20 protein-coding genes are annotated in these 18632 nt (G+C 39.3%); 1 reads left to right on the forward strand and 19 read right to left on the reverse strand.

What is annotated here, in order from left to right; genetic code table 11:
* Nucleotides 1–22 precede the first annotated feature (22 nt).
* The 10 genes from E6139_RS03545 to E6139_RS03590 all read right to left on the reverse strand — a co-directional run bounded on the left by E6139_RS03545 (nucleotide 23) and on the right by E6139_RS03590 (nucleotide 8718).
* Nucleotides 23–691, reverse strand: coding sequence for a YpmS family protein (locus E6139_RS03545; protein WP_316401680.1), 669 nt, complete (start codon nucleotides 689–691; stop codon nucleotides 23–25).
* Nucleotides 691–1542 (reverse strand): SGNH/GDSL hydrolase family protein, encoded by an 852-nt coding sequence (locus E6139_RS03550; RefSeq protein WP_316401681.1) that lies wholly within the window; start codon nucleotides 1540–1542, stop codon nucleotides 691–693. Before E6139_RS03550 ends, E6139_RS03545 begins: the two co-directional genes overlap by 1 nt.
* Before the next feature lie 238 nt (nucleotides 1543–1780).
* A complete protein-coding gene (locus E6139_RS03555; RefSeq protein WP_316401682.1) occupies nucleotides 1781–2620 on the reverse strand; it encodes a DegV family protein in 840 nt (279 codons plus the stop codon).
* Nucleotides 2621–2730: 110 nt separating this feature from the next.
* Nucleotides 2731–3225 carry a dihydrofolate reductase gene (locus E6139_RS03560; protein ID WP_316401683.1) on the reverse strand — a complete coding sequence of 165 codons (495 nt, stop codon included), beginning with the start codon at nucleotides 3223–3225 and terminating at the stop codon, nucleotides 2731–2733.
* Between the two features lie 130 nt (nucleotides 3226–3355).
* Nucleotides 3356–5230 carry an ABC-F family ATP-binding cassette domain-containing protein gene (locus tag E6139_RS03565; RefSeq protein WP_316401684.1) on the reverse strand — a complete coding sequence of 625 codons (1875 nt, stop codon included), beginning with the start codon at nucleotides 5228–5230 and terminating at the stop codon, nucleotides 3356–3358.
* Nucleotides 5231–5311: 81 nt separating this feature from the next.
* Complete coding sequence (locus E6139_RS03570; protein WP_316401685.1) at nucleotides 5312–5893, reverse strand: MarR family winged helix-turn-helix transcriptional regulator; 582 nt, start codon at nucleotides 5891–5893, stop codon at nucleotides 5312–5314.
* A 376-nt stretch (nucleotides 5894–6269) separates the two neighbouring features.
* Nucleotides 6270–6722 (reverse strand): hypothetical protein, encoded by a 453-nt coding sequence (locus E6139_RS03575; RefSeq protein WP_316401686.1) that lies wholly within the window; start codon nucleotides 6720–6722, stop codon nucleotides 6270–6272.
* A 72-nt stretch (nucleotides 6723–6794) separates the two neighbouring features.
* Nucleotides 6795–7157 carry a thioesterase family protein gene (locus tag E6139_RS03580; protein WP_316401687.1) on the reverse strand — a complete coding sequence of 121 codons (363 nt, stop codon included), beginning with the start codon at nucleotides 7155–7157 and terminating at the stop codon, nucleotides 6795–6797.
* Nucleotides 7154–8371: a CCA tRNA nucleotidyltransferase gene (locus E6139_RS03585; RefSeq protein ID WP_316401688.1), complete on the reverse strand. Its 1218-nt coding sequence runs from the start codon at nucleotides 8369–8371 to the stop codon at nucleotides 7154–7156. Before E6139_RS03585 ends, E6139_RS03580 begins: the two co-directional genes overlap by 4 nt.
* Complete coding sequence (locus tag E6139_RS03590) at nucleotides 8368–8718, reverse strand: nucleotide pyrophosphohydrolase (protein ID WP_316401689.1); 351 nt, start codon at nucleotides 8716–8718, stop codon at nucleotides 8368–8370. The genes E6139_RS03585 and E6139_RS03590 overlap by 4 nt, the downstream gene beginning before the upstream one ends.
* Before the next feature lie 172 nt (nucleotides 8719–8890).
* Between E6139_RS03590 and E6139_RS03595 the strand changes: the two genes are divergently transcribed.
* A complete protein-coding gene (locus tag E6139_RS03595; protein ID WP_316401690.1) occupies nucleotides 8891–9781 on the forward strand; it encodes a YitT family protein in 891 nt (296 codons plus the stop codon).
* A gap of 44 nt (nucleotides 9782–9825) precedes the next feature.
* Here E6139_RS03595 and E6139_RS03600 read toward each other — a convergent pair whose 3' ends face one another.
* The 9 genes from E6139_RS03600 to E6139_RS03640 form a co-directional block, all read right to left on the reverse strand.
* Nucleotides 9826–10371 (reverse strand): YpiB family protein, encoded by a 546-nt coding sequence (locus E6139_RS03600; RefSeq protein WP_316401691.1) that lies wholly within the window; start codon nucleotides 10369–10371, stop codon nucleotides 9826–9828.
* Nucleotides 10372–10384: 13 nt separating this feature from the next.
* Nucleotides 10385–11632, reverse strand: coding sequence for a tetratricopeptide repeat protein (locus tag E6139_RS03605; protein WP_316401692.1), 1248 nt, complete (start codon nucleotides 11630–11632; stop codon nucleotides 10385–10387).
* Nucleotides 11633–12685 (reverse strand): hypothetical protein, encoded by a 1053-nt coding sequence (locus E6139_RS03610; protein WP_316401693.1) that lies wholly within the window; start codon nucleotides 12683–12685, stop codon nucleotides 11633–11635.
* Nucleotides 12686–12833: 148 nt separating this feature from the next.
* Complete coding sequence (locus tag E6139_RS03615; RefSeq protein ID WP_316401694.1) at nucleotides 12834–13559, reverse strand: hypothetical protein; 726 nt, start codon at nucleotides 13557–13559, stop codon at nucleotides 12834–12836.
* Between the two features lie 203 nt (nucleotides 13560–13762).
* Nucleotides 13763–14038 carry an HU family DNA-binding protein gene (locus E6139_RS03620; protein WP_010744623.1) on the reverse strand — a complete coding sequence of 92 codons (276 nt, stop codon included), beginning with the start codon at nucleotides 14036–14038 and terminating at the stop codon, nucleotides 13763–13765.
* 230 nt (nucleotides 14039–14268) lie between these two features.
* Entirely contained in the window at nucleotides 14269–15579 is a 1311-nt protein-coding gene (gene der, locus E6139_RS03625; RefSeq protein ID WP_316401695.1) for a ribosome biogenesis GTPase Der, read from the reverse strand.
* Nucleotides 15580–15862: 283 nt separating this feature from the next.
* A complete protein-coding gene (rpsA, locus tag E6139_RS03630) occupies nucleotides 15863–17080 on the reverse strand; it encodes a 30S ribosomal protein S1 (protein WP_316401696.1) in 1218 nt (405 codons plus the stop codon).
* A gap of 146 nt (nucleotides 17081–17226) precedes the next feature.
* On the reverse strand, nucleotides 17227–17898 hold the full coding sequence (gene cmk / locus E6139_RS03635; protein WP_316401697.1) for a (d)CMP kinase: 672 nt from the start codon (nucleotides 17896–17898) through the stop codon (nucleotides 17227–17229).
* A 60-nt stretch (nucleotides 17899–17958) separates the two neighbouring features.
* On the reverse strand, nucleotides 17959–18618 hold the full coding sequence (locus E6139_RS03640; RefSeq protein ID WP_316401698.1) for a LysM domain-containing protein: 660 nt from the start codon (nucleotides 18616–18618) through the stop codon (nucleotides 17959–17961).
* Nucleotides 18619–18632 lie beyond the last annotated feature (14 nt).

Raw genomic sequence — 18632 nt, forward strand, 5'->3', positions numbered from 1 at the left:
TGATTACTAGTGATTTGCTTGATCAATCATTTGCCTTTTTCTCTTTCGGTAAATACAAACTAAATTGGATGTCATCACCGACTAAATCAATATGATTTGCTTTGATGAACATTCCGTTATTTAATTTGAACTCGTTCAGCTTCAACACAATGGTTTGCTCCTCTGCATCGATAGCGACCCACTTAGGTAATTTATATCCTCTTTTGATTGTAGCCATCACTTGACTGACTGGCAAATTTAACGATCCGATTGATAAATCCCGAGCTTTTAATTGAACATTGCCATTATCCATAACATAAGGATCAAAGTAAAGATAAAAATCCACCTTTGCTCCTAAGATTTTAAATTCACCCTTCAGCATTGCTTGATTTTCTAAATAAAACTCATACTTTATATCAGAACCTTTTTGAAAGTCATTTAAAAAGTATTCCATCACCGTGTTCAATTTTTTCTTGTTCGTGTTCATCGTCAATACAGGAGAACCTTTTGGTACCGTGGTCTCACTGCTTGGGGGCAGATTCGTTTCTCGTGCCGTAAAAATTCGGACTGTTGAAAAAATGATCCCTCCTAAGATGATGCCTATCAATACAAGAAAAGCCACTTTCCAGCCATTAATTTTGTTCTTCACCTTACTGGCTCTGCTTGTTTCTGCTCTTGGTTCAGTTTCCTTATTTTCTTCCTTTTCTTCCATTAATTGTTCTCCTTTAATAACCATAAATCCTTCGTTTCGACTATTTTATCCTGAATCGCTGTCGCCATCAGCTGGTAACCCAAATTATTCGGGTGGAAGTTATCTTCGTCATACAATGCATTGTTTTTCACTTCAGAACTGGAGCTGTCAGTCGTCTGCTCACTGTCTTTTGTAGCGATTCCCTTATACAACAAGTCATTGATGGGAACAAAGAAACAATTCGACCTCTCTTTTGTTAAGTCTTTAGTCTCTGTATTCCAATTATCAACGACTGTTTGCATCGCTTTGATATCAGGAAAATTCAAATAGTACGGATTATAGATTCCGACGACATAAATCGGCGCTTTTGTATTCAACTCTCGCATCTCAGCTAAAATGTCTGACACGCGTTCACCATATTTTTTGATTGAACGATCAAACTCTTTTGCACTTTTGGCGTTAAGGTTCTTTTGAAAGGCTTGAAAAAGATCATTTCCGCCAACAGTCATAGTGATTAGATCAGCACTTGCTAAACTATTTCGCAAATCTGAGTCTTTTTTCACCCGCTTTAGAATCTGGTCACTGCGCTCGCCAGAAACTCCATAGTTGTCTTTTTCAATTGAAGCCAGCTCATACTTTTGCTGTAAAGAATCTGTCACCAATGGAACATACCCACCACGCTTGGTTTCATCGCCAACACCCTCGGTCAGTGAATCACCTACCGCAACAAAATGAATCGAGCTCTTGTAATTTTGACGTTCATCTCGTACAACACGAATACGTGATTCGGCTTTAGGAATAGTCAAAAATAGAACAAGTAATGTTACAACCGCTGTCGCCAGTGGGATCAATATTGTTGAAAATCGTTTCATTCATCTACTCCTTCTTTATTTTAAACAAACTGCATAAATTTAAACTGACGACCCTCAGCAAAACATCGGGCTTGTTCAACTTTTTTGATAATAATCAACATAATTTAGCAAGTTCACCAAAAAGCATGTATATATTAGCTGATTCAGCCGAACTCGATAGAAACTCCTTTGCATATCTATAAATCGTCAAAATTTATGAGTGTTAAAAAAAGCGCCTCTATCGCTAGAGGCAGGTCAACTAATCTGTATAGTACATAATCGCAAACGCCCCAGGCCCAGTATGAGTAGCTACGATTGGATTCGTATGCAACACTGGAATATGCATATCAGGGAACATTTCTTGTAAAGCCTGTTTGGCTTCGTCAATAAAATCTAATTTACCGGCGTATGAGATACCAATTTGTTTGACATTAACTTTCGCTAGTTCGTCCTTAAATGCAGCGAACCATTTACTGAATGTTTTTTTACCGCGACCTTTAGTAATTGGAAGCAACTCTCCATTCTCAAGCTCCATCACAACACGCATGTTCAGTACACTGGAAATCACTCCTGCGACACGACTAATACGTCCGCCCTTCACTAGATTGTCAAGCGAAGAAATACCGATAAATAATTTACTATGGTTTTTAACATTTTCTACACCAGCTAACACTTCGTCTAAAGAAGCACCTGATTGAGCTAATTTGGCTGCCTCGATTACTTGAAAAGCTTGAGACTGATCGATGAAGCCGCAATCGATTACAGTGACGTTACTGCTACTTAAAAAAGTCGCTTGACGCGCCGCTTCTGCAGTGCCGCTCAAGGTATGAGACATATGGATCGAAACAATCGGACTCCCATCTTTTCCAAGTTCATCATATAACTCCGCAAAATAGCCGATCGGTGGTTGGCTAGTCTTTGGCAGATTTTTGGCTTGTGCCATCATCTCCATGAATCGCTCTCCTGTCAACTCGTCATCGTCAGGATAAACCACGTCATCGATCATCACTGATAACGGAATCACAGTAATATTTAATTCATCTCGCACAGATTTTTCAATCGTACAAGAGGAGTCGGTTACAATTTTAACATTTGGCATTCTGATCCTTCTTTCCATACCTAGTATCAAATTAATTTTAGTATATCAAAACTGATGAAATAAATCATTGTTGAGACTATTTCTTTATAAATCTTGAAAAAACCATGTCATTAAGACCCAGCTCTTTCATAAGTTTCAAAGTAATAACGATAAGGATTCTTTTCATCTCTTTGACCTTGTTTACGTTCAATCAGCTGCCATTTATTCCAGAGCATTAATGGAAAATATGCATCCCCTTCAAAGCTAGCTTCAATAAAAGTTCGGTATATTTTTTCACAATGAGGAAGAAATTCAGTATAAATTGCAGAGCCTCCTGCGATAAATATTTCTCCTTCATTCTCTTGATCATAGGCTAACACTTCGTCTAATGAATGCATGATCAAAACATTGTCCGCATGATATTCTTTGTCTCGAGTTAAAACGATCGTTTGACGGTTCGGTAACGGTCGACCACCCATTCCTTCAAACGTTTTCCGTCCCATCACTAAGGTGTGATTTACTGTCGTTTCCTTAAAGAAACGAAGATCATTTGGCAAATGCCATGGTAAACGATTGTTTCTTCCAATCAAGCCATTTTTATCCTGCGCCCAGATAGCAATAAGCATAGTTTTCCTCCTTATTCGTTTTAAAAATAATAATTTAAAAAAAATGGTTCATGTGAATGGCATATACTATTAAACTAATCACCCTTCTGAATTAGCAGTCTGTAAAACGTTGAAATAGTATCCCTTCATACTAATTTTCTTCAATGATCTCACTCAAGTACTCCCAGCGAGCCATCTTTTCTTCTAACGCTTGTTCTGTCTGATCAATTTCCTTTTGCAGATCCTGAAGTTTCGTGAAGTCATCTCCCTGATGATTCATCGCTTCAGTCAACTCATCAATTTTCCCCTCTAACAAGGCAATATCATCTTCAATGGTTTCCCATTCTTTTTGCTCATTGTAAGAAAGTTTTTTCTTGCGCTCTTTTGATTGAGGCTTTGCCTTGACAGCTTTTACTTCTTTTATCGGTGTCTCTTGTTCTAAATAATCCATAATAGAACCGAAGTAAGCGACAATCACACCATCTCCCTCGAAAATCAATAATTTCTCTGCTACTTTGTCTAAGAAATATCGATCGTGAGAAACTGTGATTACGGCTCCTGAAAATTCCTGTAAATAATCCTCTAAAACGGTCAATGTCGCAATATCCAGATCGTTCGTCGGTTCATCTAGCAACAGCACATTTGGTTGCTGTATCAATAACTTCAGTAGATAAAGGCGTCTTTTTTCGCCGCCTGAAAGTTTTCCGATCAAAGTACCGTGCATAAATCGCGGGAAAAGGAAACGTTCAAGTATCTCTGCAACACTGATTCGCGATCCATCTCGTTGTTTCACTTCTTCGGCGGCTTCCTGTAAGTAAGCGATCATGCGCTTATTAGGATCTAACATTTCATTTTGCTGCGTGTAATATGCTAAACGAACAGTCTCGCCAATTTCGATCACTCCGCTGTCTAATGGAATTCTACCAGCTAAAATATTCAACAAAGTTGACTTACCTGCCCCGTTCTTACCTGTAATCCCCAAGCGTTCCTTTGTTTGAATCAACAAATCAAAATTAGCCAAAATTGTTTTACCGTCTATCTCATAAGAAGCCTGTTTCAACTCCAAAACTTTTTTCCCTAAACGGGTGGTGGCGATATTCATCTCAAGTTGACCATCCGTTTTGACTTGATTTAGATTTTCTTTTAGGTCTTCAAATCGATTAATCCGAGCTTGTTGTTTAGTGGTCCGTGCCTTGGCACCAGCGCGCATCCAAGCGAGCTCTTGCTTATACAATTGTTTCCTTTTACCCTCTTGTTCAAAAGCGATTCGATCACGTTCAGCTTTTTCGACTAAATAAGCCTCATAGTTGCCCTGATATTCATAAAGTCTGCCAAAAGAAAGCTCAAAAATACGATTTGTTACACGATCCAAGAAATAACGATCATGGGTAACCATCAGGAGTGAGCCAGTATAACCTTTTAAATATTTTTCTAACCACTGGATTGCATCGTAATCCAAATGGTTCGTCGGTTCATCCAGTAATAATAAATCAGGAGCATCAATCAAAACTTGTGCCAGAGCAACTCTCTTGATTTGGCCTCCTGAAAGTTCTCCAATCTTTTTATCCAGTGTATCGATTCCTAATTTATTTAGGATCGCTTTAGCCTCACTGTCCGCAGTCCATGCATCCTGCTTGTTCATACCTTCCTCTGCCAAAGTGAATTGTCGCTGAGACTCTTGATTACTATCATTCGACAATTGTACTAACGCTTTTTCATAGGTGCGGACTGTTTGCATCAGCGGGTTATTTCCTTGGAAAACAACATCCAAAACTAATAAATCTTCTGAAAAATTTTGTTCCTGAGCCAAATAGCCGATTCGATAATCGCTGGCCTTGTCAATTGCGGAAACATCGCCGTCACCACTATCCTTTCCAGCCAAAATAGTGAGTAGGCTGGACTTCCCAGTTCCATTGACCCCGATCAAACCGATTCGATCTCTTTCGTGAATCAAAAACGAAATACGATCGAACAGGGTTTTATCTCCAAATGTTTTGTATAGCTCTGTCACTTTTAATTCTTTCATCGCAAACCATCCTCAAATTTCTCTCAGTTATTGTAACAAAAAAAAGCCGTAAAGGAAATTTTTCCCTTTACAGCTTTCTTTCTACCAATCAAAATCACCAAGTTCATCGATATGGTGAGGATGACCCGGACCTCTGCCGTGAGGTCCTCCGTGACCACGCGGCCCGTTCTCGTGTGGCGGGCGAGGACCAAGGAACTCTCTACCACCGCCGAAAAATTCTTCTGACTCTTCTTCTCCCAACTCGTTTTTCAATGTCTCACTTAATTTTTCAACTAGCCGCGTCCATTCGCTTTTTTCATCATCGCTAAAATCAGCAAACAGTTCTTCTCCAAAATCAGTAGTTTCAGAGATTTTTTCTGCCTCTCCTCTACCAAGATCAGTTAATCGAATAATCATGACACGACGGTCTTGTTCTGACACTTCACGTGTAATCAATTCTTTATCTTCAAGTTTTTGTAATAATTCACCAACAGATTGCGGGCGCATTCCTAAAACAAAAGTCAGATCCTTTTGGCTGATTTCAGGATTCATTTTTAGTAATGCTAAGACTCTTCCTTGTCCACGGTGCGGACCATAACCTTGATTTTTAGCCATTTGGCGATGATAGTAACGACGTAAATCATGTTGCAGCTTCATAAACTGTTCATTCAATTGATTTTCCATTGTTAATCTCTCCTTTTTATTCAGGTACCTTATATTTATATGATACAGGTACCTGAATAATAAATCAAGGAGTTAGCTAATATTCTTTCGGTACCTTAATATTTTCTTTAGAGAATTGTATTACTTAACCTACAGATAAATACCAAACATATGAATCTGCTAAAAAAATAAAACCATCGCTCACACTCAACAAGTTTCAAAAAGTAGACTGACCGCCAGATTAATATAGAGAAGGAATCCTTCCAAAATAGGAAATCCCTTTATTTTCGTGCACATATCATTTTGTTAACTTTTTCTACCTAATTAACCAAAAACTACAAACAACACGACTGACAAAAAAACAAGCATCCACTATCGGATACTTGTTTTTGTCGTTTTAGAAATGATCGCCATATACACCATCAACATCCTTAGTTGGATCGATCACGATATATAGACTCTTAGTTTTTTCAGAAACTTTAGTTGATTGATAAACGTTATCGAGACCTTCAGTGTCTTTGTCCTTATATGGGAAGTAAACTGAATCAGGATGTCCTGCACGATAAATAATATCCATCCGCTCGATGTCCTCAAATTTCCGCGCACGTTCGAACATACCTAGTTCTAGTCCCCCTAGGTTGATATCCGTCGTTTGTACGTGGTCGCCTTCTTGATAAATTTCGATTTTAAATCCGGCACATGGATGGATTTCTACAAACTCACTTCCATGAATTCTGCCAAAACTGGTCGTAATTTGTTTGATCCATAAATCACCGATGTAACGACGATCAATTGTCCATGTTTCGCCATTACGAAAATAGAATTTTAACGCTGTCATTTCTCTAGCCATTCTGCATTCTCCTCACTACTAATCTAAAATTAAGTGTAGCATACCTTGAGTAAACGGTCACATGTTGTGCTTCTACTTCAATTTTTTTAGAAAAGCTGCCGTCCCAACGATGACTCTTTGATGAATAGCTTCACCAATTAGCCGTTCTTCCTCATAGGCCTTAATGGAAAAAACAACTTTTTTCTCATTAGTCTCAATAATCTCGCTGATAACTTTCACCTCTGCACCAACGTCTGTCGGCGCTAAATGTTTTAGCTCCATTTTGAAGCCGACACTCGTTTGATCAGCGGAAAGATCGGGAGCTAAGAGAATTTTGGCACAATTCTCCATCATCGCTACTAATGCAGGTGTTGCCAAAACCTCTAAATCCCCTGAACCCATTTTTAATGCTGTTTGATCTTCACTAACTCGATACTGCTGTGTTAATTTTTTCATGGCATCTCCTTTTTTAAAAAGTTTTCTGCAAAAGCTAATAATTCTTTTTTATCATTTTTTATTCTGCCTTCGACGACTTCTTTTTCTAGCGCGTTTAGTGTCATGCTGATCCAAGGCCCACGGGGGTAATCAAAGTGATCCTTTACTTCATTTCCTTTTAAGGCAAGGTCTTTTAATGAATAAATCGGTAAAAATTGAAATAATAAACGAATTTTTGCTAAATTCGGCTCACGTTCAAAGTAATATAATAGATATTCAACCGAAAGCGCTAGTTCTCTACCTAACTGGTATAAAGTCCAGTTGTCCCATTCGTATTTCAAGCGAAACTGCAATGCTGGTACCATTTCAGTAACTTCTCGAATCAATTGATTGGAACATTTCCATTCCTTCATAAAGTAGCGAATATCGGTTATGTTCATATCCAGCATCGTCATTAATAAAGTCCAAGCTTGGCGTTCAGTTGGAATTGCAGGTCCGCGCAGTTCAGCAAAGTTCAGCAAGGCTGATCCATATTCCCGCAATCCTGGACAATAGATGTAGCATTCTGATTCGACAAAAGACCGTAATCCCGCCTCACGGAAGGAACCCATCATCAATTTAACAAACTCTACATTGATCCGCTCCACCGATATTTTCGCCAGTAGGGAATGATATTCTTGAATTGCTTCAAAAGTATCGGGCTCCAGTGTGAATCCCAGATGGCTGACGAAACGTAGTGCACGCATCATTCGTAAAGCATCTTCATGAAATCGTTCATAGGGATTACCCACAGCGCGCAAAACTTTATTCCGCAAATCATCTAATCCATCGAATAGATCAATCACTGTTCCATCAATTCCGACCGCTAAAGCATTGATTGTGAAATCACGACGCTTTAGATCTTCTTTTAACGAGCGAACAAATTCTACATGATCCGGTCTGCGATAATCTTGGTAAGTCGATTCTGTTCGAAAAGTGGTAACTTCATATGTCGCTTCTTTCGTAATCACCATTACAGTTCCGTGATCGATTCCAACATCGATCGTGCGGTGAAATAATTCCTTCACTTCTGCCGGAAAGGCACTGGTTGCGATATCGACATCATGAATCGGTTTATTCAGCAAGATATCACGTACACTGCCTCCGACATAATATGCTTCAAAACCAGCAGATTGCAATTTACGTAAAATCGGCATCGCACCTTGAAATTCTAGAGGAAAGGCTTCTAATTTCATTGACTATCACCTTCTGTCAGACCATCCTTACGTTCAAAACGAAAACGATCACGTTGATTGAATTTTTCCATATTGCGATTGAAAGTCTCAGTTAGATCAATCCCGAGGGAATTCGCCATGATAATCGTAACAAATAGTACATCACCCAGTTCTTCTTCCACTGTTTTTGGCTGCTCTGTATCCTTCTTTGCCTTTTCACCATAATAATGATTGACCTCACGCGCCAGTTCTCCGACTTCTTCCGTTAAGCGGGCCATTTGACCGAGTGGAGAAAAATAACCGGTTTTAAATTGTTGGATATAATCATCAACTTCCTGTTGCATGATTTTCATTGTCTTTTCATTCATTAAACCACCTCAAACCTATCTTATCAAAAAACAGTTTTGTTTCCTATCATGTTGTTGTAACTATCTGAATTTCGTGCTATGTTGGTTGAGGATCAAATTTGCACAAGACAAGCGTCTGTGCAAGTTTTTTTGGTCGCTATCTATATATCAAATATAAATCAGGAGGTGTCGTATGGAAACGACTATGACTACACGGATCAAAGAAATTCTATTTATTGTGGTGGGAACAGCGATTTACGCATTTGGTCTTGTTTATTTAAATATTGCCAATCATTTGGCAGAAGGCGGCGTCACCGGTATTACTCTGATTATTCGCGCTCTTTTTGGTATCGATCCAGCCTATACTACATTGCTTATTAATATTCCATTGATTTTAATTGGTGGAAAGATTTTGGGAAAGCGTTCCTTTTATTACACCATTCTAGGAACCGTGTGCTTGTCTGTCTTCCTATGGATTTGGCAACGGATTCCTCTACAGATTAATTTGGATCACGACCTTTTCATCGTCTCTATTTTGGCAGGTTTATTTGCTGGATTCGGTAGTGGGTTAGTCTATAGAAACGGCGGAACCACCGGCGGAGCCGATGTAATCGCTAGAATTTTAGAACAAAAGATCGGCTTTACAATGGGGAAATCCTTACTGATTTTTGATATTGTTGTCTTGATTTGTTCGCTGACCTACTTAGATTTGAAACGCATGATGTATACTTTGATTGTTTCGTTTGTTTTCAGTAAAGTGGTTGATGTACTGTCATCTGGAGGATATGCGGCCAAGGGTGTCATGATCATCTCAAACGAAAGCAATGTAATCGCTGAGTTATTGATGGCTCATTTAGAACGGGGAGTTACTTACCTTCATGGCGAAGGCGGTTTTTCTTCAGAGTTAAAACGAATCGTTTACATTGTAGTTTCCCAACAAGAAATCAACGAAGTAAAAAAAATCATTCACTCCGTTGATGAAAAAGCCTTTATTTTAATTAGCAATGTCCATGATGTCGAAGGGGAAGGATTTACCTACCTGAAACCGCAACGACGGCGATTTACCTTAAAACGCAGCAATTAAAAAATCCGAGCATGGACACGTAAAACTGTCTATGCTCGGATTTTTTATTCATGGATTGTTAATTTTAATCGATTCAATTCATCAGATAACATCAGGAAAGCTTCTTTGTCGCCATCTTCCAAAGCCATATCAATCTGCTTCTTCAATAGATCAACTTGCGCTTCTCGTTCTTGATACTTCAAATAGTTTTCTACTTCTGATACAATCTCTTCACTAACATTGTCATTCCAAGAAAGTGCCGGATTGTCTTCAAGAACCGATAGATATTGTGCATTCTGCCAAGAATGCGGGAAAACACACTCTAAGTATAAAGGCTGTTGCCAATGCAGACGAATCTCATGAAAAATTTGATCACTATTAGAAAACTGATGTCCTTCAATCGAAAACATCATTGGTTCTTCCCGCTGTGTAATATCGCGAAAAACCAATCCGCGCTCTGTTTCCAAGGCTTGTTCCACAATGTGGACATTACGTAAAATTGCTTCATGATTAATTAGATAATTCAAAATCCAAATCACTTCTCGCCGTTGAAAACTCACATTGTTGATCAACCACACGAGAAATTCACGTTTTTCACCTACATCGATCATTTCCCTCACCTCTCTACTCTTCTAGTAATGATTGTACTTCTAAATCTCCTGGTTCCAATGCTAAATAACTCGTTAAAACGACACGCGCTGTTTCTAATTGACCATCTTCTCGTAAAAAGATTCCATAAGCTTTTAAGAAATCCGGTTCATGAGCCAAATCCTCATACGCTTGTTTATAATATGTGCCAGCAGCTCCAAAGTCTTCCAATTCATTATAGGCTTGAGCCAAATTCCAGGCGGCATATGGGTTATCCTCTTCATCCATCTGGTTGATCATTTCAATCGCTTTATCAGGTTGATCTTCATTTAAATATAAATTGCTTAATGTCAATAACGTTTCATCCATCTTTTCGCCAGTTTCAAGAGCTTGCAGCAGTAGTTCTTCTGCTTTCTTGCTGTCACGTAAACGGTAAGCAATTTCAGAAGCCAAGTGTAGCAACTCAACTTGATAAGGGTTTTCTTTGATCCCTTCTTCTGCAGCAAGTAACGCTTCTTCCAACAATTCCTCTTCCTTCAAACTGTCTGCAAGATAGTAATAACCGCTTTGATATTGCGGATCAAGCGTAATAAGTTCTTGCAGATAATTGATCGCTTTTTGGTGATCATGGATTTGATAATAAGTAAATCCTAACTGAAATAAACGATCAGAAGTATGTTCCTTTTCTAGTGCCCGTTCAAGGAACGGGATCGCTTCTTCAAAGCCTCCCATGATGCTGTAGGCTGTACCAATTCGTTCATCAATGGAGATATTCGCGATTTCATCAATGCCCTGTTTCTGAAGCTGCCCGTAATCATTGATTGCTTCACCTAATTGGTTAGCAGAAAAATGTAATTCAGCCAAAGCGAAGGTAATTAGTGGTTCTTCTGGGGCAATTGTTTTTGCCTGCAATAGTTTTGCTTCACTGACTTCCGGAATACCTAAAACTTGATACAAGTCAGCAGTCACTAATAAACTCTCTAAATAATTTTCACTATCTGGAGCAATTTGTTCTAAATATTCAAATGCACCATCAATATCATCATTTTCGATGGCGATCTCCGCCAACGATAGATAGAAAATATCTTCTTCTGGAAAGTCTGATAATAATTTTTCTAACACACGTTTTGCCTCATCTAGGAAGCCCAACGCCTGCAACTCTTCAGCCAAACTTGCTAAAATTTCCGGCGTGTCTTTTTTCAACGCCTCTTCAAACATCAGATTGGCTTCGCTAAGGTCCTCTGCCTTTAATGCTGCGAGCATTTTTTCACTATAACTTGACATCTATTCTCCCCTGATCTCTGTAACGATTTTTTGATATGCTTCAAATGTTTGAAGCAGTTCTTTTTGCGTCGGAACCTTTTTCATTCCGACCTCTCCGACTTGAATCAATCCAGCCAATGGTTTTTCTTTTGCTAAAGCAATCACCTGCTGGCCATAATCAGCCAGCGAAATCCCATCAGGCATCATGATTGGAAATCCTAGTCGCACCAACCATATCATAAAATTTTTAAAATTGAAATGAAGATCGCCCGTCCTCACATTCCAAGCTAGCTCAAACAATAGACCAAACATCGTCTTCATACTGTTCGACAGCAGTGAGCCGTTCTCAGTCTGGAAAAAAGCTTTTTCAAATGTCTTTCCAAAGTCCCGCAACTGTTCACTATGAGTCTGATAATAATTGATCAGCGTCTCGCTAAAGGCGGAAAATGACTGCTGTAAAAGGGCTTCACGTGTGGGGAAATTCATATAAAGGCTTTGTAAAAAAGGATAATCACAAACGATTCCGCAACGAATCAAAGTCAAGAGATCGACCATTTTCCCAGTTGTTTGTTGATCAGCCAGTGTGTGATCGAATAGAATACTTTGCGGAACTTCTTCAATTTCCATCACCGTCGTCATATTTTTATCAGAGACAATCTGATCGACAAAAGAAAGGCTTTGAGCGAAAGATCGTAATGAAACAGGTAAAAAGCACAATTCAGCCTTGAAATTTGCAACATGATGAGTAAAACCTAAAAGCTCTACCACTCCTTCATTGCCGATACCAAGGAAAATTGTTTCACGTTGACGACTAAAGCGATCAAGAAAGTGAATCAACTCCTGAAAATAATCCATTGTGTTACAATAGCGGTTATTAGGCGTGATGAACCAATCATGTGTGCTTGATTTCGGGATAAACTGACGTAATTTTTCTGCGTATAAATCGTAATAACGCTGATTTCCGCAAAACAAGATTTGCTTTTTTTCCAGATTCTTCTTGCGCATCATCGAAGCAACAGTTTCACCATATGTGATCCGCGTCTCATTTTGTTCATATCGATAGGTTATTTCCATTACGTTCACCCCGTTTCTTTTATTTTATACTACAAAAAAACCTCTCGCAACAAATCTGCGAAAGGCTGATAAACATTTTACTTCTTTATTTTCTAGAAACTACAGCTCTTTTGATTTTTAACGCGTAGTAACAAAAGAAACAACCTGATTATTGACTTTGTGGCGTATTTTGTTGATTTTGTACTGGCGTTTCCTGACTTTGGGGTGCCTGCTGAGTATTTGATTGACTTGGCTGAACACCTTGTTGGTCGTCTTGAGGTATCTGCTGTTGGTTCTGCCCCTGTTGTGGTGTCTGCTGTTGCTGCTGATTATTGTACTGCCCTTGCTGGGGTACCTGCTGTTGCTGCTGAGGTTGTTGTTGATAAGGCTGTTGGTTTCCACGATTTGCCTCTTCTTCAACCTTTGATAATTCTTCAAAGGTCAGCAACCCATCGCCATTCAGATCAGATGGCGAATAGCCTTCCTTAATCACCCGCTCACCATTTGACAATATCCGCAATACAGTCACTTGCTCGCCCCAAGGAGTAGTCAAAACCTGACCAACACTCGAAGTGTCTAAGGTTTCTGAAGCTTCTGTTTCCTCAGTTGAAATTGTCGTTGAATCGTTCAAACTAACTTCTCTTTTCGGAATGACTTCTTCCCCTGAAGAACCATAGAAATATAAACCTACCATTACTGCAATCAGCAGAACTGGTACTGATATTATCAATATGAGAAAGTTACGGCGCTTTCTTTTTTTATCTTCTTGCTCCATTAATGCTTCTGCCTCTAAAAAAGCTTGCCGCCACTTAGGATCATTTTGTCTTTGCGCAAGAAATTCATAGGAATGCCACGAATCATTTCTTTTCACGTAATACAATTTCTCCTTCGACATCGCTTCACCCTCTTTTTCCTTTTTTCTATAAAACCCTTTCTTTTATTCTATCCTAAGCTAAGCCGTTCGTAAAATAAAAAATAAGTTACAAATTGAGTGAAATATTAGTTACAAGCAAAAATAAATATCAATTAATTCAGTTTGTTTTTTTAGACAAAAAAACCGTTATGACCAAGTGGTCACAACGGTTTCAGCAGCAAAAACTATTTAACTGCGTCTTTTAGCGCTTTACCTGGTTTGAACGCAGGTACTTTGCTTGCTGGAATTTCGATTTCTTCACCAGTTTGTGGGTTACGTCCTTTGCGGGCCGCACGTTCACGTACTTCAAAGTTACCGAAGCCGATCAACTGAACTTTTTCACCTTCAGCTAATGCGTCTTGGATAGTTGAAAATACAGCATCGACAGCAGCTGTAGCGTCTTTCTTAGTTAAATCAGTAGCTGCTGCAACTTTTTCGATCAATTCTGCTTTGTTTGCCATGAATGAATTCACCTCCTGAGAAATGAGTATTGATGTTTAAAACATCAACTGATAAACTGAGTGGTCCAGTCATCAGCAAAGAAATATTGATTTGGTCAATATTCTGTTATAACGATAGCATAAGAACCTTATGTTAGCAAGGTTTTTAGCGATTAATGGCATAAAATTCATGGTTGTTTTATCATTCGGTGAAATCTGTTGTCAGCAAAATAAAAGTATGATAAAATACCTTATTTTCGTCTTCGAGCAATTATTTTTATCGGCGTTCCCTCAAATTCGAAGGCTTTTCGAATCTGATTTTCTAGGAAGCGCGCATAAGAAAAATGCATCAGTTCTTCTTCATTCACAAATACCACAAAGGTCGGTGGTTTTACAGCTACCTGGGTTGCATAAAAAATCTTCAAACGTTTCCCTTTGTCTGTCGGCGTTGGATTTATGGCTACCGCATCCATGATAATATCATTCAAGACAGAGGAAGGAATTCGCAAGTTTTGATTCATGCTAACTTCTTCAATCATGGTAGGAACTTTGTTCAGACGTTGTTTCGTCATCGCAGAAACAAAAACAATTGGTGCATAATCTAAATATGCAAATTCATCACGAATCTCTTCCTCAAATTCTTTCATCGTGTTGGTATCTTTTTTAACCAGATCCCATTTATTGACCACGATGATCACACCACGACCAGCTTCATGAGCATAGCCGGCAATTCGCTTGTCTTGTTCTCGAATTCCTTCTTCGCCATTTAGAACGACTAGCACGACATCTGAGCGGTCGATCGCACGCATTGCCCGCATAACAGAATATTTCTCGGTATTTTCATATACTTTTCCGCGTTTACGCATTCCAGCCGTATCAATCATAGTAAACTCTTGGCCATTTTCACCGACAAATTTCGTATCAATCGCATCGCGAGTGGTTCCTTCAATATCAGAAACAATCACTCGGTCTTCGCCTAAAATGGCATTAATCAGAGAAGATTTTCCAACATTTGGCCGACCTATCAAACTAAACTTAATTGATTGATCTTCATCATCTTCATTTTCAGCTGGAAAGTGCTTGACTGCTTCATCCAGCACATCCCCTAAACCAAGGCCATGACTGCCTGATACAGGATAAGGTTCTCCTAGACCCAGTGAATAGAATTCGTAAATCTCGTTGCGCATCTCAGGATTATCTACTTTATTGACCATTAAAATAATCGGTTTTTTACTGCGATATAAGATTTTTGCAACGGCTTCATCAGCATCTGTAACGCCCTCTTTACCGCTGGCTACTAGCAAGATGACATCTGCTTCGTCGATCGCTATCTGAGCTTGCTGCTTGATTTGCTCCATAAAAGGCTCATCACCGATATCGATCCCGCCAGTATCAATGATTGAAAATTCATGATCCAACCATTCACCTTTTGCGTAAATTCGGTCACGAGTGACACCAGGGGTATCTTCAACGATCGAAATACGTTCCCCAGCAATTCGATTGAACAATGTTGATTTGCCGACATTTGGTCGACCAACAATTGCAATTGTAGGATTTGACATAACTTAATTCCTCGTTCCTATTGATATTTTCATTTTTCCTTTTGAAAAAGCTGATGACCTATCAACAAGAAATAATCATTTAAATGTACTGTTAAATTGTTTAAATGATTAAAGCTACTCAAAATTTATTGAAACGTGAAATTAATTGGTAGCTTTCAGCCTTTTTCAAATTCTCCTTAGTTTAACGAAGAAAGCTCCCGCTTGCAAGAGAAGGAGACATTTTCATCTATATAAATAAGAAAAAAGCAAACCAATGATCTGGTTTGCTTTAAGATTACTACTCTTAATCTTCTGATTCATCTTCCTTAAGTGCATCGCCCAAGATATCACCCATGGTAAAACCAGTGTTTTCTTCTGGTAATTCATACGTTTCTTCTTCAACGGGTTCTGCTTTTGCTTCTTCAGGCTTTTCTTCTAACGCTTTAATCGAAAGCGCAACCCGATGATCTTCAGGATGTACTTCTAAAACCTTCACTTGAACTTGATCACCTTCATGTAATACTTCATGCGGTGTCGCGATATGTTTGTGTGAGATTTGAGAAATATGCACTAAGCCTTCAACCCCTGGGAAGATTTCAACAAAAGCGCCAAAGCTAGTCAGACGCTTAACAGTTCCTTCAAGAACAGAACCTGGCGCTGCCTTTTCTTCAATATCTGTCCAAGGTCCAGGCAGATTGGCTTTGATTGATAATGAAATCCGTTCTTTTTCTGGATCAACAGAAAGTACTTGAACCTCTACTTCATCACCAACACTCAATACGTCAGCTGGTTTTGCTACATGACTGTGAGAAATCTCTGATACGTGAACCAAGCCATCGATACCACCAAGATCAATAAAGGCACCAAAGTCTGTCAAGCGAGCAACTTGCCCCTTAATAACTTGTCCCTCATAAAGATCTGCTAAGATTTCTTTTTTCTTCTCAGCTTTTTCTGCTTCAACAACTGCTTTATGAGATAAAATCAAACGATTTTCAGAAGGTTCGATTTCAATAATTTTGAATTTCAATGTTTTCCCAGTATAGGCTGAAAAATCATCAACGAAATGATCATCGATCATTGATGCTGGAACAAAGCCGCGTACACCGACATCAACAACTAAGCCGCCCTTAACGCTGCTTGTTACTGGTGCCTCAATGATTTTTCCGTCTTGGTATTCTTTCTCGATATCTTCCCAAACTTTCTTTGCGTCTAAGCGGCGTTTAGAAAGGAGATAACTGCCATTTTCTTTGTCTTTTCCGATAGAAGAGATAACGACTAAATCAAGAATATCGCCAACCTTGACTTCTTCATTGATATCTTCAACAGGTAGTGTCGAAAGTTCTTTTGCTGGAACGACCCCTTCTACTCCGGCGCCTTCAATACCGACGATCACTTGTTTATCTTCTAAGGCAAGCACCTCACCCTTAACAATATCGCCAACTTGAACTTCATACACATTTTCCATTGCTGCTTCCATGGAAACATTCTCGTTGTCCATCGAATTTTGTTCTAATTCTGTCATGTCGTTTGTCCTCCTTACCAACAATTCTGCGTAAAATACACTACATGTTCTATTTTAGAGTAATCCACATGAAAAATAAAGCGATTTCTTCTTTTTTTCTAAAAATTTGAAAGAAATCCGCTTTATTTATCGTTTTTATCCAAAATTTAGAAACCTTTTGAGTGTATGACTGCTTTAATCTTCGTTACTACCTGTTCAATCGACATTCCAGTCGTATCGACCAATTCAGCATCCGCTGCCTGAACAAGTGGTGAAACTTCACGATGGGAATCCAAATAATCCCGTTTGGCAATGGCTTCTTTAATCGTCTCAAAATCCATTTCGATCCCTTTTTCTTGATTCTCTTTATAGCGGCGTTGTGCCCGTTCTTCGACGCTGGCAACTAAAAAGATCTTTACTTCTGCCTGTGGCAATACAGTTGTACCAATATCACGACCATCCATTACAATCCCACCAGCCTGAGCTAGTTGTCTTTGCGCTTCAACTAATTCTTCACGTACTTGTCCGTGTGCAGACACCTCAGAGACGGCTCCTGTCACATCCGGTTGTCGAATCGCTTGGGTAATTTCCTCATCATCAGCAAAAACCAACTGTCCATGCGCCGATTGCTTGAACGTGATCGGATATTGCTTCGTTAATTCCGCCAACCCTGCTTCATCTGAAAACGCAACATTGTGCTTGATCGCTAAGAATGTTATCGCTCGATACATCGCACCAGTATCTACATAAATAAAATGAAAGTCATTTGCCAATATTTTCGCAACTGTACTCTTGCCAGAAGATGCGGGGCCATCAATTGCAATTGAAATTTTTTCCATGTTCTGCCTCTTTTCAATAAATAAGCCGTAATCGCTAGCGATTACGGCAGTGTATTCAACTTATTTAATACGTACTTGTTGACCTGGATCAAAATAGAAATTACTTCTATCCATTCCGTTCAGTCTTAAAAATTCATCTACACTTAATCCATAGCGTCCAGCGATTTGTTGTGGACCTTCACCAGCTTGAACGGTTCCGTATTGTGCGTTTGGATCATTTGCAGTACTTGATGAAGATGGTGTTGTTTGTTCTGCTGCAGCGGCGGCTGAGCGAGATGCTTCTGCCTGAGCCTGTGCTTCTGCAGCTGCTTGAGATTCAGCTGCTGCTTGTTGTTGTGCTTGCTGATCTGCTGCTTGTTGCTGCTCTTGTTGGTTTTGTTCTGATTCAGATGTAGCTGTACTCTCTTCTGTGCTGCTTTCTTCAGTGCTTGATTTTTCTGTTGAAGAAACCTTAGAAACCTGGGTGGTACTCTCTGGAGAGGCTGCTGGCTTGTCGTTATCACGAGTAATCCAGAAAAAGGCACCAGCAGGAATCAAAATAAGGGCTAATAATAATGCGACTAGAATCGTCAAGAATTTCGTATTTCCGCCACCTTTATTGCCACCACCACTACGACGAGACTGGCTGCGAGAATAGGTTTCTTCTTCACTATCAGATTCGTAAATATGTTGATCCCACGGTTCGTTGTTCGTATCGTTATAGCGATCTTTTCTACTCAATTTCTCTAACCTCC

Origin of the sequence: Enterococcus sp. (genome assembly GCF_032555305.1) — a bacterium.
Lineage (GTDB): Bacteria > Bacillota > Bacilli > Lactobacillales > Enterococcaceae > Enterococcus_A.